The sequence below is a fragment of the Rhizobacter sp. SG703 genome (assembly GCF_012275445.1).
In the GTDB taxonomy this organism is placed as follows: domain Bacteria; phylum Pseudomonadota; class Gammaproteobacteria; order Burkholderiales; family Burkholderiaceae_C; genus Rhizobacter.
In genome coordinates, this window is record NZ_JAAZQK010000011.1 from 105,495 (window position 1) to 117,726 (window position 12,232).

10 protein-coding genes are annotated in these 12,232 nt (G+C 70.3%); 3 read left to right on the forward strand and 7 right to left on the reverse strand.

The window, feature by feature from the left end; translation table 11 throughout:
• Positions 1 to 4: 4 nt before the first annotated feature.
• Complete coding sequence (locus FHT26_RS22695; protein ID WP_246868063.1) at positions 5 to 895, reverse strand: TorF family putative porin; 891 nt, start codon at positions 893 to 895, stop codon at positions 5 to 7.
• A 39-nt stretch (positions 896 to 934) separates the two neighbouring features.
• Complete coding sequence (locus FHT26_RS22700; RefSeq protein WP_168562369.1) at positions 935 to 1,354, reverse strand: DUF2147 domain-containing protein; 420 nt, start codon at positions 1,352 to 1,354, stop codon at positions 935 to 937.
• A gap of 114 nt (positions 1,355 to 1,468) precedes the next feature.
• Here FHT26_RS22700 and FHT26_RS22705 point away from each other — a divergent pair, with 114 nt between their 5' ends.
• On the forward strand, positions 1,469 to 2,152 hold the full coding sequence (locus tag FHT26_RS22705; protein ID WP_168562370.1) for a TetR/AcrR family transcriptional regulator: 684 nt from the start codon (positions 1,469 to 1,471) through the stop codon (positions 2,150 to 2,152).
• Positions 2,153 to 2,162: 10 nt separating this feature from the next.
• Here FHT26_RS22705 and FHT26_RS22710 read toward each other — a convergent pair whose 3' ends face one another.
• The 5 genes from FHT26_RS22710 to FHT26_RS22730 all read right to left on the reverse strand — a co-directional run bounded on the left by FHT26_RS22710 (position 2,163) and on the right by FHT26_RS22730 (position 10,035).
• Positions 2,163 to 2,660 carry a DUF1269 domain-containing protein gene (locus FHT26_RS22710; RefSeq protein WP_168562371.1) on the reverse strand — a complete coding sequence of 166 codons (498 nt, stop codon included), beginning with the start codon at positions 2,658 to 2,660 and terminating at the stop codon, positions 2,163 to 2,165.
• Positions 2,661 to 3,065: 405 nt separating this feature from the next.
• Complete coding sequence (locus FHT26_RS22715; protein ID WP_168562372.1) at positions 3,066 to 4,859, reverse strand: hybrid sensor histidine kinase/response regulator; 1,794 nt, start codon at positions 4,857 to 4,859, stop codon at positions 3,066 to 3,068.
• A gap of 93 nt (positions 4,860 to 4,952) precedes the next feature.
• Positions 4,953 to 7,736 (reverse strand): magnesium-translocating P-type ATPase, encoded by a 2,784-nt coding sequence (gene mgtA / locus FHT26_RS22720; protein WP_168562373.1) that lies wholly within the window; start codon positions 7,734 to 7,736, stop codon positions 4,953 to 4,955.
• A 78-nt stretch (positions 7,737 to 7,814) separates the two neighbouring features.
• A complete protein-coding gene (locus FHT26_RS22725) occupies positions 7,815 to 9,446 on the reverse strand; it encodes a rhodanese homology domain-containing protein (protein ID WP_168562374.1) in 1,632 nt (543 codons plus the stop codon).
• Positions 9,447 to 9,468: 22 nt separating this feature from the next.
• Positions 9,469 to 10,035, reverse strand: coding sequence for a cysteine dioxygenase family protein (locus FHT26_RS22730; RefSeq protein WP_168562375.1), 567 nt, complete (start codon positions 10,033 to 10,035; stop codon positions 9,469 to 9,471).
• A gap of 149 nt (positions 10,036 to 10,184) precedes the next feature.
• Here FHT26_RS22730 and FHT26_RS22735 point away from each other — a divergent pair, with 149 nt between their 5' ends.
• Together FHT26_RS22735 and FHT26_RS22740 are read left to right on the forward strand one after the other, a co-directional pair.
• Positions 10,185 to 11,276, forward strand: a complete 1,092-nt coding sequence (locus FHT26_RS22735) for an LLM class flavin-dependent oxidoreductase (RefSeq protein ID WP_168562376.1) — start codon at positions 10,185 to 10,187, stop codon at positions 11,274 to 11,276.
• Positions 11,277 to 11,316: 40 nt separating this feature from the next.
• A complete protein-coding gene (locus FHT26_RS22740; protein WP_210427550.1) occupies positions 11,317 to 12,231 on the forward strand; it encodes an ABC transporter substrate-binding protein in 915 nt (304 codons plus the stop codon).
• Position 12,232: the final 1 nt, after the last annotated feature.

Consider the following 12,232-nt stretch of genomic DNA (forward strand, 5'->3'; position numbering starts at 1 on the left):
GTGCTCAGAACTTGCGCGAGACCGTCACGAAGAACTTGTTGTTGTCGGTGGCCTTCAGCTCGTCGCCGTCTTGGGCGAGGTACAGCTCGCGCACCCGGGTGTGCGTGGTGACCCAGTCGGCGCTCCATTCGAAGCCCCAGCGCTTGTGCGTGATGCCGACGCGGTAGTCCGAGAAGTTCGCCTCCTTGAAGTTGGCGATCTTCTGGTAGCCGGCATGCAGGTTCAGCGTGGTGGCCGGGTCGAGCGAGTGCTTGTAGTCGAGGTCGTAGAGCCAGCTGCCGCGCGAATCGTGGTCGCCGCGCGCGTAGCACTCGAGTCCGGCGGTCGGGTCGGGCATCAGCGACAGCATCGTGCCGCAGACGCCGCCGGTGTCGGCGCCGCGGTAGGTCTTCGAGATCACGTTCAGCACGCGGCCTTCGATCGCGCCCCAGCCCACTTCGAGCACCGCGAACTGCGAGTTGTAGTTGGTGCTGCGAAAGTCGGTCGGCACGAAGTTGACGAAGTCGAAACCGTGCGGCGCATCGAACTTGGCGCCGGGGAACAGCTCGGCCGCGAGGCCGAGGCCGAAGTGCCAGCCCTCCGGATCGCCGGCGCGGTAGCCGGCGCCGAGCGTCAGCCCGAAGCCGTCGCCCTCGAGGAACTGCTTCTTGCTGACCGACGACACTTCGACCAGCCCGATCGCGCCGCTTTCGTGCGCGGCCTGCACGCTGAGCTTGATGCCCGGGCCGTTCAGCGAATCCGAGATGCCGCGGGTGCGCTGGTCGGAGGTGACGCGCACCTCGGTGTCGACGGCGTAGCTGGCCGTCTGGCTCTCGGCCGCGAACGACGGCACGGTGATCGCGAGCAGCATCAGGCCGATGGGCACCAGGGGCCGGCTGGACAAGGTCGGTTGCATGGGCGTCTCCAGGGGTGGGGTTGAATCAGGGGGGACGGATCAGAGCTTGCAGACCGGCGTGTCGGGCAGCGCCGGCACGCGCTTGAGTTGCTCGGTCTGGCCGAGCACTTCGACGCCGACGAAGGCGCGGATGTGGAGGTCGCCGCCCTTCACGCGCAGCACGCCCTTGTATTTCTTCTTGTCGCGCGGGTCGTAGACCCAGCCGTCGCGCCAGGCGTCGGCGTCGTAGCGCTCGAGCTGGGCGATCAGCACGCCGCAGGTGTCGGCGGGCGTGCCGGCGTCCTTGTCCCAGACGATGCGGCCGCACAGCGCGGAGGGCCTGTCGGAACAAGGCTTGAACTCGATCACCGCGTCTTTCTCGGCGGTCTGCCACAGGCCCTTCGCGTCGTCCGGGCCGGCGGCCGTGGCGCTCAACGCCACCAGGCCCAAGACCATGCCCACGCAAGACATCAACTTCATGCCGCGATCTCCTGATCAGTAGTCATGACTAGTTTATAGTGATGACTATCGTTTTGTCATCGCCTGGAACGACCTCCGATCACCGGACAATCCCTGAGTCACCTGCCCACCACGATGCCGACCCCCCGGAAGAACCAGCCCGCGCTGGCGACCAAGAAGCAGCCGGCGCAGCAGCGCGCGACCGACACCTACGAGCGGATCCTCGAAGTGACGGCGCAGACGCTGGCCGATGTAGGAATCGAGCGGCTGTCGACGAACCTGGTGTGCGAGCGCGCCGGGCTGACGCCGCCGGCGCTGTACCGCTACTTCCCGAACAAGTACGCGCTGCTGAGCGAGCTGGGGCAGCGGCTGATGCAGGCGCAGAACGAGCGCATCGGCGACTGGATTTCGCCGGAGGTGCTCGGGGGTTCGGCCGAGGGGCTGGAGCGTGCGCTGGAGGGGCTGATCCTCGCGACACATGAAGCGACCGCGCAGACCGAAGGCGGCGTGTGGATCATGCGGGCGCTGCGGGCGGTGCCGGCCTTGCAGGAGGTGCGGCTTGCGTCACACGCCGCGGTGACCCGCGAGCAGGCGCAGATGCTGGCGAGTGCGCTGCCGGGGGCGGATGCGGCGCAGCTGCAGCTCGTCAGCCGGATCGTCGTGGAGCTGATCTATGCGACGGTGGAGATGCTGTTCGACGAGCCGCTCGACGCCACCGCCGTGGCGCGCACGGTGGCGGGGATGATCGCCAGTCACCTGGGTCGCGTGAAGCCGGCGGAATTGCCCGGCGCAACGCCCACGCGCCGACGCAGGCGCTGAACCACCGGCCCTACAAGGCCACAGCCCCGCCCGACAAGGCCAGCAGACGCGTGGCGGTGGCCTGGTCCTGTGCCGTGCCGTGCACGACCAGCAGGTACTTGTCGGCCTTGAGCGCCGCATCGTACTTGAGCGCCTTCTCGCGCGGCATGCCGACTTGCGCCAACGCCACGGCGACCGCGGACACCCCGACCACGGCCGCGCCGTCGAGCGCAGCGACCAGCGCTGCCACCATCGGGCCGGCCAACGCGACCACGCCCACCCCCGGCAGGAAAAAGACCGCCGGTGCGATCAGCAAGCCCCAGATGTCGCCCCAGAACGTACCCGCGCCGCCCCACGCCTTGATGCGGTCGCCGACGGTGTAGAAGCCCATCGGCTTCTCGTCGCCGTGGGAGCCCTTGCCGATCAGCGACAGCTTCTTCATGTCGAAACTCGCCTGATCGAGCGCACGGATGGCCCGGTCCGCGGCGGCGCGCGTGTCGAACACACGGAAGGTCGATGACTTCGTCATGTCGGTTCGGGGATGGAGGATGGTCGAGCCTGGATCGGATCCGCGCGCGGGTCTGTGCGCGAGGACACCGACGCGCCCCCGGCGATCGGCTACGGTTGATTCGGCTCGTGCATGCCTGCACGCCACCAGGGAGACCCGATGCCCCCCGACGACGAACCGCAGCGCACCGACGCCGGCAGCTCCAGCCACGCCTGGGCGCGCCGCAGCCCGTCCATCGAGAACGAGCGACTGACGAGCGCCACCGTGCACTGGCTGGATGCGTTGCCCCATGGCGTGCGACCCGTGCACCTGCCCGATGATTTCCCGCGCATCGCCAATGACTTGTGCAGGCTCTGGCCGACCACGCCGGCGCTCGACCTCTTTGCTGGCCCTGCACGTCCACTCGCTGCACACCCGGCCGCTGTCCTACGAAGTGCGGGCGCCGCAGAGGGCATCGCTGCTCGGTTGAACTGCACCCGGCAGCAAGCTCGCCAGGCCGGCCCGGAACGCCTCCAGCGCCAGCGGCTTGGTCCAGTAGTAGAGCGCGCCCAGGTCCAGTGCCGCGGCCACGTCGGCCGGCGTCGCGTTGGCCGATACCGCCACGACCTGCAACGCTGCCGTCGCCGGATCGTCGCGCAGGGCAGACAGCAGCTCGAAGCCGGACAGGTCCGGCAACTGCATGTCCAGCAGGATCAGGTCGGGCTGCCGGCTGCGTGCCAGGGCCAGCCCGTCGCGGCCGTTCACCGCCTGCAGCAGTTGAATGCCCTCGCAGCGCGTCAGCAACTGCTCGACGAGGAGCTGGTTGACCGGCTCGTCCTCGATGTAGAGCACCAGCGCCCCGCCCTTCGGTGACGCCACCGCCGCCGGCTTCGGCATCCCGGCGGCAACCTTGCCCGCCGCGAGGATGCAGGACGGCAGGACCACCCGCGCCCGCGTGCCCGATTCGGGGCTGCTTTCGACCTCGAGCCGGCCGTTCATCAGGCGCATCAGCTGGTGCGCGAGCGTCAACCCGATGCCCGAGCCTTCGACCGCAAGGTCCTCGCGACCCAGCCGGTTGAAGGGCTCGAACAGGTGGTTCAGGTGCTCCTGGGTCATGCCGATGCCGTTGTCCACCACGTCGAGGCAGACCTCGCTGCCGGCCTGCGTCACGTCGATCCTCACCTGGCCGCCAGGGCGGTTGTACTTGCAGGCGTTGCTCAGCAGGTTCAGCAGCACCTGCAGCAGCCGCCGCGGGTCGGCGACGGCACCGATGCCGACGTGCGAGGCCACAGGCTCCGAGAGCTCCAGCCCGCTCGTCCTGGCAAGCGGCTGGGTGAGCGCGACGGCCTCGTCCAGCACCGCCGAGATGTCGCCGCAAACGTTGACGACCTCGATGCGCCCGGCCTCGATGCGCGAGATGTCCATCACGTCGTTGACGAGGCCGAGCAGGTGCCAGCCGGCATGCGTGATCAGCCGCACCCGCTCGGCTTGCGGCGGCGACAGCAGCTCGACCGGGTCGGTGGCCAGCAGTTGTGCAAAGCCCAGCATCGCGTTCAGCGGCGTGCGAAGTTCGTGGCTCATGCGCGCCAGGAACTCGGTCTTGGCCCGGTTGGCGTCCTCGGCCACCTTGCGCGCGTGGTCGGCGAACGACGCTTCGTGCCGCTCGCGCTCGCGGTCGGCGTTGTCGAGCGCGAACGACAGGTCCGCACCGAGTTCGCCCAGCAGCTCGGTGACCTCGCCGTCGAAGTAGCCCGGTGTCTTCGAATGCAGCAGCAGCACGCCGATCGGCATCTCGGCCCGTTTCAGGAGCACGGCTGCCAACGCGCAGACACCCGTCGCCGCGCACCAGGCGCGGGTGTCGTGCAGCCGCTCGTCGGTCGATGCATCGCCGACCACGACGGTGTTGCCGGCGCGCATCGCCAGCGACATCATCAGCGCCTGCATGCGAGCGCCGTCCAGCAGGCTCTGGGGCGACTCGGCCGCCGCACGCCGCATCGTGCCGGCCGTGGCCCGGTGGACCTCCCGGCCCTCCGAGAGGTCGATGACCGCGATGTCCAGGTGCCCGGCCGCCACGCACACCTCGCACACGCCCTTGAACAGCTCGCGGGGGTCGGGTCGCCTCAGGATGAGGCGGTTGACCTGGGACATCACCGCATGGAACCAGGTCAGACGCAGCGCCGCAGCCCGGCCGCGCAGCGGCGGTGAGGGTGGCGAGGGCGTCTGCAGGTTGTTCGAACTCATGCCCCAGTGTGGGCGACCGGGCCCCTGCCCTCCGTGCGCTGTCGCACACAGCCACCGTCGCGCGCCATTGCCCTACACAACTCGCGTACGCCACTACTGCCAGCCGAAGCGTCGGATATAGACGCGCTTCATCAGCGTCGCGAGCGTGCAGTAGCCCAGCAGGATCGCCGCCAGCCACAGGAAATATGGCGGCGGCAGCGCCACCAGCCGGAAATGCGCGGCCAGCGGCGACACCGGCAGCCACAGGCCGAGCGCCATGATGAGCAGCGTCATCGCGATCAGCGGGGCGGCCGCGCGGCTCTGCACGAACGGCAGCCTGGGCGTGCGCACCATGTGCACCACCAGCGTCTGCGTCAGCAGCCCCACGACGAACCAGCCGGTCTGGAACAGCGCCTGCCGCTCGGGGCTGTTCGCCCCCAGCACCCACCACATCACCGCGAACGTCACCAGGTCGAACAGCGAGCTGATCGGCCCGAAGAACAGCATGAAGCGGCCGATGTCGGCCGGGTTCCACTTCAGCGGGCTGGCCACGAGCTCGGCATCGACGTTGTCGAACGGGATCCCGGTCTGGCCGACGTCGTACAGCAGGTTCTGCACCAGCAGCTGCAGCGGCAGCATCGGCAGGAACGGCAGGAAGGCGCTCGCCACGAGCACCGACAGGACGTTGCCGAAGTTCGAGCTCGCCGTCATGCGGATGTACTTCAGCATGTTGCAGAAGGTGGTGCGGCCCTCGACCACGCCGTCGTCCAGCACCAGCAGGCTCTTCTCCAGCAGGATGATGTCGGCCGCTTCCTTGGCGATGTCGACCGCGCTGTCCACCGAGATGCCGATGTCGGCCGCGCGCAGCGCCGGCGCATCGTTGATGCCGTCGCCCATGAAGCCGACGACGTGGCCGTTGGCGCGCAGCGCCCGCACGATGCGCTCCTTGTGCAAGGGCGTCAGCCGCGCGAACACGCCATGGGTCTCCGCGGCCGCCTTCAGCGCCTCGTCGTCCAGTGCCTCGACCTGCGGGCCGAGCAGCATCGCATCCACCGGCAGGCCGACCTGGTGGCATACCTTGCGCGTGACCTGCTCGTTGTCGCCGGTCAGTACCTTCACGGTGATGCCGTGCGCGGCCAGCTTGCGCAAGGCCGGCGCGGCGGACTCCTTCGGCGGATCGAGGAAGGCGATGTAGCCGATCAGCGTCAGCCCGGATTCGTCGGCGACGGAATAAGTGGATTGCGCCGGCGGCATCGTCTTCACCGCGACGGCCACCACGCGCAGCCCTTCCGCGCCGAGCGCCTCGGTGACGGCCTGCGTGCGTGCACGCAACGCGGCATCCAGCGGTTGCGTGGGCATCGCGCGCCCGCCGTCGAGGCAGGCATCGGTCGGGCCCGGCACGCGCACCGACGTGCAGGCGGCCAGCACCTCGGCCACCGCGCCCTTGCAGATCAGCTCGTGGTGCAGGTCCTGCCCGCCTTCGAGCGCCGCGACCACCACCGACATGCGCCGCCGCTCGAAATCGAAGGGGATCTCGTCGACCTTGCGGTAGGCATCCTTCAGCTTCAGCACCGCCGGCAGCTCGACGTGGTCGAGCACCGCATGGTCCAGCAGGTTCTTCAGCCCGGTCTGGTAGTAACTGTTGAGGAAGGCGAAGTTCAGCACCTCGTCGGTGTCCTGCCCATACGCATCGGCATGCCGGGCGAGCGCGATGCGGTCCTGCGTGAGCGTGCCGGTCTTGTCGGTGCACAGCACGTCCATCGCGCCGAAATTCTGGATCGCGTCCAGCCGCTTGACGACCACCTTCTTGCGCGACAGCAGCACCGCGCCCTTGGCCAGCGTGCTGGTGACGATCATCGGCAGCATCTCGGGCGTCAGCCCCACTGCCACCGACAGCGCGAACAGGAAGGCCTGCAGCCAGTCGCCCTTGGTGAAGCCGTTGACGACGAACACGACCGGCACCATCACGCCGGCAAAGCGGATCAGCAGCCAGCTGACGCTGTTGACGCCGGCCTGGAAGGCGTTCGGCGCGGTCGACGCCATGCCTGCATGCGCGGCCAGCGTGCCGAAGCAGCTGCGCGGGCCGGTGGCCACGACGACCGCGGTGGCCGTGCCCGAGACCACGTTGGTGCCCATGAACACCAGGTTGTGCTGGGCCAGCGCGCCCTCGGCGGCCTCGGCATGCGGCTGCACGAACTTCTCGACCGGCAGCGATTCGCCGGTCATCGCGGCCTGCGCGACGAACAGGTCGCGTGCGGCGAGCACGCGGCAGTCGGCCGGGATCATGTCGCCGGCCGACAGCGCGACGATGTCGCCGGCGACCAAGTCGCGTTGCGCGAGCTCGGCCGGCGCAGCCGCACCCGCGCCACCGCCCGCCGGCCGGCGGATCACGCTCGCGGTGTTGCTCACCATCGCGCGCAGGCCTTCGGCCGCGCGGTGCGAGCGGCCCTCCTGCACGAAGCGGATCAGCGTGCTCAGCGCGACCATGGCCGCGATCACCACGGTCGCGCTCGCGTCGGCGCTGACGAAGGACAGCGCGGCCAGCGCGGTGAGCAGCAGGTTGAAGGGATTCAGGTAGCAGCGCCACAGGTGCAGCCAGCCTGGTAGCGGCTTCTCGTGGGCGATGTCGTTCGGACCGTCGCGGGCCAGGCGCCGCGCTGCCTCGTCGGCATCCAGCCCGTCCGCGCGGGATTGCAGGCGATGCAGCACGGCATCGGCCGGGTCGCGCGCGACGGCCAGCAGGTCGGGCGCGAGGAGCACGCCCGCGGAGGCCGGCGGCAGCGCGCGGGTCAGCGACTCGAGCAGCGGGCGGCGCTCGAAATGCCGCTGCGCGCGCCGGTGGTGCAGGAAGGTGCTGAAACCCTGGGTCAGGTGCCGGTGGCGTGCCGCTTTGCTCATGAGGGCCGAGCCTGCAGGCTGGCGGCGGCCGGCACTTGACCTGGATCAAATGGCGTGCCGGCTCTTGTTCGCGCCGTCTCAGACCGGTGCGAAGTGGTGCGTGCCGTCGTGCTTCAACTGCGCGACCAATCCGGATTCCCAATCGAGATACGCCTGCATCGCGGCGTGCGGGTTGTCGGTGCCCTCGTACGGGCGGCGGTAGCGGTCGGTGCGTGGCGAGGCCAGCCGCTGTTCGCCCGCCTCCACCGGCAAGCCCGCGTCGGCCCAGGCCACTGTGCCGCCCTGAAGCACATGCACCTCGGCCTGCGGGCCCAGCAATTCCTGCAGATCCTGCGCCGCGAACGGTGCGAGCAGGCTGGTGCCGCAGGTCACCACATGGCGCTTCGCTGAAGGCAATACCTTCAGCGCCCCGCGCAGCTGCGAGCGCAGCACGAACCATGCGCCGGGGATGTGCCGCTTCACATGGCTCGCGCTGGTGGCCACGTCGATCACCTGCACATCGGCGCCGGGGCTCGCGAGCCAATCGGCCAGCGCCTGCGGCGTGATGGCGTGCACCGCCGGCGGCGCGGGCCGTGGCGGCGCATCGGCGCCGGTCTCCCATCCGTCCGACGCCGCATCGGCCTCGAGCAGCGCCACCTCCCAGCCCATCTGCGCCAGCCACGAGGCACTCATCTCGGCACGCACGCCCGCATCGCGAGACCCGGCCGGCGTGCCGTCGTGGTCGACCAGCACGATGCGCGCGCCGCGCACCGGCGCGTGCACATCGGTCTCCTGCACCAGCTGCCCGCCGGGCGCACTGCGGAACCCTGCGCGATGCCCCGCGGCGTATTCCTCCGGCGTGCGCACGTCGAAGCGGTACGTCGTGCGACCCGGCTCGGCCGCCCAATGCGCGAGCTGCGCGGCACCGATGCGCCGCACGCCCGCCCGCTCGGCCACGGCCCGCGCATCGCGCCGCGCCGCGTCACGTGCCGCATCGCTCGCCGGCCCGAAACGCCGTGCCGCGCCATGCTCCAGATGCTGGCCGGCCAGCGTCCAGCCGATGGTGCCGTTGCGCAGCGCGCTCACCGGGTTCGGGATGCCCGCGTTCAGCAGCGACTGCGTGCCGATGATGCTGCGCGTGCGACCCGCGCAATTGACGATCACCCGCGTCGCCGGATCGGGCGCCAGGTCGCGCACGCGCAGCACCAGTTCGGCACCGGGCACGCTGGTCGAGCCCGGGATGTTCATCGTCTGGTACTCGTCGAAGCGGCGCGCATCGAGCACCACCACGTCGGCCTTCGCGTCGAGCAGCGCCTGCACCTCCTCGGCCGCGAGCGACGGCGTGTGGCGCGCCTCCTCGACCCATTCGCCGAACGACTTGCTCGGCACGTTGACGTCGCGGAACAGCTCCAGCCCCGCGGCCGCCCAGCCGGCCAGCCCGCCGGCCAGCAGGTGCACCTGCGTGTAGCCGAGGCTGCGCAGGCGTTGCGCCGCACGCACCGCGTCATCGGCGCCCTCGCCGTAGACGACGATGCGCGTGTCGCGCCGCGGAATGCGGCCCCACGCGTCGAGCTCGATGCGGCCGAGCGGAAAGTTCGCCGCCCACAGCGGATGCGATTGCGCGAACGGATCTTCCTCGCGCACGTCGAGCAGCGCGGTCTCGTCGCGCGCCAGCAGCGCGGCATGCACATCGGTGGGGTTCAGCGCGGGGATCACGGTGGTGTCGGTCATGGATGGGGTCCGGAGGATTCAATCAAGGCAGCGGCGAATAGCCGGAAACGAACGAGCGGCGCTGGCCGTCTTCGGTGTAGACCGAGCGCTCGACCGCGCCGATGTCGGCGCCATACACATGGATGCTGATCGACGTGCGGTCGTCGAAGGCGTTGGTCACGCGGTGGATGTCGCCGACGCTCGGCGACACCGCGTCGACCGCCCCGCGCTCCAGCCGCACCGGCGCACCGGCCGGCACCAGTTGGCTCGGCCCGGCAAAGCGGTAGCCCTGCGACAGCTCCGCGCCGCGCAGCACGCCGATCAGCCCCCACACGGTGTGGTCGTGGATCGGCGTCGCCTGGCCCGGCCCCCACACGAAGCTGACGACCGAGAAGCGCGCCTGCGGATCGCGGTGCAGCAGGTACTGGCGGTAGCGGTCCGCGCCCGGCTGCGCATGCGAGGCCGGCAGCCAGTCGTCGTGCGCGACCAGGTCGGCGAGCAGCGCGCCGACGTCGCGGCGGATCGCCGCCTCGTCGGACTGCTCGTCGAGCCGGCGTGCGACCCGCTCGATGAAGTGCTGCAACGCGTGCTCGGGATGTTCGGTTCGCATGACGACTCCTTCCTGCGCGCAGGCTACACGCGCCGGTGCGGCTCCCGAATCGCGCAGATCGCATATCGAGCGCCGAAATGATTATTTGCGATGCACGGGCCGCCGTCGCTACCGTCGCCTCTCCCCCTTCCAGACCGCAGGACACCGCAATGAGCATCGAATTCATCGGCATGATCCAGACGCAGAAAGTCTCGGAGACGCACGCGGCGCAGGGCCCGGCGATCGACCGCGACTACGTGCGCCGCTTCGCGCAGGCGCACGAGCAGGCCGGGTTCGACCGCATCCTGGTGCCGCACCATTCCACCGGCCCGAGCGCCACGCTGACGATCTCGTACGCCGCAGCGCACACCGAGAAGATCCACTTCATGCTGGCGCACCGGCCGGGCTTCACCGCGCCGACGCTCGCAGCGCGCCAGATCGCGTCGCTCGACCAGTTCAGCGGCGGGCGCCTGGGCGTGCACGTCATCTCCGGCGGCTCCGACGACGAGCAGCGGCGCGATGGCGACTACCTGACGCACGACCAGCGCTACGAGCGCACCGACGAGTACCTGGCCGTGCTGCGCCGCATCTGGACCGAGGACCAGCCCTTCGACCACGACGGCAGGCACTACCGCTTCCAGGCCGGCTTCTCCGAGGTGAAGCCGCTGCAGCAGCCGCACGTGCCGATCTACTTCGGCGGCGCATCCGATGCGGCGATCCCGGTGGCCGGCAAGCATGCCGACGTCTACGCGCTGTGGGGCGAGTCGCTCGACCAGGTCGCCGAGCTGACCGGCCGCGTGCGCGCTGAAGCCGCGAAGCACGGCCGCAGCGTGCGCTTCTCGGTGTCGTTCCGCCCGATCCTCGCGGCCACCGAAGACCAGGCCTGGGCGCGCGCCGAACGCATCCTCGAAGACACCCGCCGGCTGCGCGTACAGGCCGGCTACAGCCGCGGCGGGCCGCAGCAGAGTGTCGGTGCGCAGCGGCTGCTGGCCGCCGCGGCGAAAGGCTCGCGCGTCGACAAGCGGCTGTGGACGGCCATCGCGCAGGAGACCGGGGGCCGCTCCAACAGCACCGCGCTGGTCGGCACGCCCGAGCAGGTGGCCGAGGCCTTCCTCGACTACCACGCGCTCGGCGTCACCACCTTCCTGATCCGCGGCTTCGACCCGCTGGAAGATGCGATCGACTACGGCCGCGAGCTGATCCCGCGCACGCGGCAGCTGGTGGCCGAACGGCTGGCCGCCGGCACCCGCCGCGCGGCCTGAAGGAGACCCCGTGACCCACCGCCACATCACCCGCCGCCACCTGCTGGTCGGCACCGCTGCCGTGCTGGGCGTCGGCTCGGTGCGCGCCGAGCGGACCCTGCTGAAAGCCGGCGACCAGAAAGGCGGCCTGCGCGCGCTGCTCGAATCCGCCAATGAACTGCAAGGCCTCGCCTATGACATCCAGTGGGCCGAGTTCCCGGCCGCCGCGCCGCTCGCCGAGGCCCTGAATGCCGAGGCCGTCGACCTGGGCCCGATCGGCGATGCGCCGCTGATCTTCGCGCTGTCGAACGGCGTGCGCGTGAAGGCGATCGGCGTGAACCGCTGCGATCCGTACGGCACCGCGGTGCTGGTGCGCCCCGATTCGCCGCTGAAGAGCGCGGCCGACCTGAAGGGCAGGCGCATCGCGACCAACCGCGGCTCGATCGGCCACCACGTCGCGCTGAAGGCGCTGGCCTCGGCCGGGCTGAAGCCCGATGCCGACACCTTCCGCTTCCTGCCGCCGGCCGAGGCCAAGCTCGCGCTGACGCAGGGCTCGGTCGACGCCTGGGCCACCTGGGAACCCTACACCGCGATGGCCGAGACCGCCGGCCACGCGCGCGTGCTGGTCAACGGCCGCGGGCTGTCGTCGGGGCTGAGCTTCCTGGCCGCGACCGACAGCGCGATCGCCGCGAAGCGCCCCGCGCTGCAGGATTTCTCGCAACGCGTCGTGCGCGCGCAGCGCTGGTCGTACCAGCACGTGCCGGAGTTCTCGGCGGCGCTCGCGCGGATCATCGGCATCCCGCCTGACGCCGCGCGGCTGCAGTTCGAGCGCCGCCGGCAGCGCTGGATCGCCGTTGATGCGCAGGTGCTGGCCGACCAGCAGGAAACCGCCGACTTCTACCTCGAGGCCGGGCTGCTGAAGCAGCGGCTCGAGGTGCGCCACGCCTTCGACAGCGGCTTCGCACCGGCCGGCTGAA

What these genes read in the sequence shown, in the direction of transcription:
- FHT26_RS22695 (WP_246868063.1), bottom strand. Translation starts at nt 895, where the DNA reads ATGCAACCGACCTTGTCCAGCCGGCCCCTGGTGCCCATCGGCCTGATG.
- FHT26_RS22700 (WP_168562369.1), bottom strand. Translation starts at nt 1,354, where the DNA reads ATGAAGTTGATGTCTTGCGTGGGCATGGTCTTGGGCCTGGTGGCGTTG.
- FHT26_RS22705 (WP_168562370.1), top strand. Translation starts at nt 1,469, where the DNA reads ATGCCGACCCCCCGGAAGAACCAGCCCGCGCTGGCGACCAAGAAGCAG.
- FHT26_RS22710 (WP_168562371.1), bottom strand. Translation starts at nt 2,660, where the DNA reads ATGACGAAGTCATCGACCTTCCGTGTGTTCGACACGCGCGCCGCCGCG.
- FHT26_RS22715 (WP_168562372.1), bottom strand. Translation starts at nt 4,859, where the DNA reads ATGAGTTCGAACAACCTGCAGACGCCCTCGCCACCCTCACCGCCGCTG.
- mgtA (WP_168562373.1), bottom strand. Translation starts at nt 7,736, where the DNA reads ATGAGCAAAGCGGCACGCCACCGGCACCTGACCCAGGGTTTCAGCACC.
- FHT26_RS22725 (WP_168562374.1), bottom strand. Translation starts at nt 9,446, where the DNA reads ATGACCGACACCACCGTGATCCCCGCGCTGAACCCCACCGATGTGCAT.
- FHT26_RS22730 (WP_168562375.1), bottom strand. Translation starts at nt 10,035, where the DNA reads ATGCGAACCGAACATCCCGAGCACGCGTTGCAGCACTTCATCGAGCGG.
- FHT26_RS22735 (WP_168562376.1), top strand. Translation starts at nt 10,185, where the DNA reads ATGAGCATCGAATTCATCGGCATGATCCAGACGCAGAAAGTCTCGGAG.